The organism is Catenibacterium sp., assembly GCF_052354645.1.
GTDB classification, from domain to species: Bacteria; Bacillota_I; Bacilli_A; order Erysipelotrichales; family Coprobacillaceae; genus Catenibacterium; species Catenibacterium mitsuoka_A.
The window spans coordinates 1-1,904 of the sequence record NZ_DAWDDM010000340.1 but is presented as its reverse complement, the minus strand read 5'-3'; the positions used below and the strand labels follow the sequence as shown (position 1 = coordinate 1,904).

Annotated in this window: 2 protein-coding genes; both read left to right on the top strand. The window is 35.7% G+C overall.

All coding sequences use genetic code 11. The features are described from left to right. Positions 1-1,216, top strand: a 1,216-nt coding sequence (purH, locus tag ACT8VG_RS10765) for a bifunctional phosphoribosylaminoimidazolecarboxamide formyltransferase/IMP cyclohydrolase (RefSeq protein WP_444195869.1), incomplete at its 5' end; no start/stop codon positions are given. Between the two features lie 11 nt (positions 1,217-1,227). Then, the coding region (locus ACT8VG_RS10760) for a phosphoribosylamine--glycine ligase (RefSeq protein ID WP_444195868.1) at positions 1,228-1,904 on the top strand (677 nt) is incomplete at its 3' end.

Genomic DNA, 1,904 nt, shown 5'->3' with positions numbered 1-1,904 from the left:
GTTTGAAAAAGCGCTTAAGGCTGGTAAGCCAATGGCTGAAATGATGGAGAACATTGATATCGGTGGACCTTCAATGATTCGTTCTGCTGCTAAGAACTTCAAGGATGTATTGATTGTTACTGATCCAAAAGATTATGATGCTGTATTAGAAGCTATTAGAGAAGATAAGACTGATTTTGAATTCAGAATGAATCTTGCTTATAAGGCTTATAGCTTAACAGGCAGCTATGATGCAATGATTTCTCGTTATTTCGCTGATCAGGTACATGATGAATTCCCTGATATCTTAAATATTTCATTAAAGAAGACAGATCACTTGCGTTATGGTGAAAACTCTCAGCAGAGTGCAAATGCTTATGTTGATCCATATGTTCAGCATTCTTTATTAGATTATGAACAGTTACATGGTAAAGAAATTTCTTTCAATAACGTGAATGATTTATATGGTGCAGTTGCCTGCGTAAGAGAATTTGGTGATCAGTTAGTGACTGTTGCAATTAAGCATTCAACACCTTGTGGAGTTGCTATTGGTAAGACTGGTTATGAATCTTATAAGCGTGCTTATGAAGGTGATCCAACTTCTATCTTTGGTGGAATCATCGCTGTAAACTATAAGATTGATAAGGAAACTGCTTTAGAAATGAAGAAGACTTTCTTAGAAATCATTGCAGCACCTGATTTTGATGATGATGCTTTAGAAGTATTAGAAAAGAAGAAGAACTTACGTTTATTAAAGCTTAAGAATCTTGATGCACGTGATGCTAAGTATGATATTAAGTATCTTGAAGGTAAAGCACTTGTTCAGGAATTAAATACTAAGCTTATTGATGAAATGAAAGTAGTGACTAAAAAGCAGCCAACAGAAGCTGAATTATCTGATATGGAATTTGGTTTAAAGGTTGTTAAATATGTTAAGTCTAATGCAATTGTACTAGTGAAAGACGGATGTACTTTAGCTGTTGGTGGAGGACAGACTTCACGTATCTGGGCATTAGAAAATGCAATTCATAATAATCCTGATAAGGATTTCCATGGTGCTGTATTAGCAAGTGATGCATTCTTCCCATTTAATGATTGTGCACAGGTGGCCGATGAAGCAGGTATTAAGGCTATTGTACAGCCTGGTGGATCAGTTCGTGATCAGGAATCTATTGACTATTGTGATGAACATGATATGACAATGGTCTTCAATGGTTATAGACATTTTAGACACTAAGGAGGCGTTATATGAAGGTTCTTGTTATTGGTAGTGGTGGAAGAGAACATGCAATTGCCTGGAAATTAAAACAGAGTAAACATGTTACTGAATTATATGCTATTCCTGGTAATCCTGGTATGGATGCTGTATGTATTCCAGGTAGTGTAGAAGATATGCCTTTTATCTTAAAGACTGTTGAAGAAAAGGGTATTGATTTAACTGTTATTGGTCCTGAAGTACCATTGTGTATGGGACTTGCTGACTATTTAGAAGAAAGAGGACACAAAGTATTTGGCCCTAGAAAAGAATCAGCTATTCTTGAAGGTTCTAAAGCCTTCTCTAAGGATTTCATGAAAAAGCACAATATTCCTACTGCAAAGTATGAAGAAGTGACTGATTACGAATCAGCTATTAAAGCATTAGATGCTTTTGATCTTCCTGTTGTTGTTAAGGCTGATGGTCTTGCAGCAGGTAAAGGTGTAGTCATCTGTGAGACAAAGCAGCAGGCTAAAGAAGAACTTAAAGTGATGCTTGATGGCAGTGCTTTTGGTGATGCTGGTAAAAAGGTTGTTTTAGAAGAATTCTTAACTGGTTTTGAATGTTCTCTATTATGTTTTGTAGACCATGATACAAACGTACCTATGGTATCTGCAAAAGACCATAAACAGATTTATTATAATAATGAAGGTCCAAATACTTGTCTTAT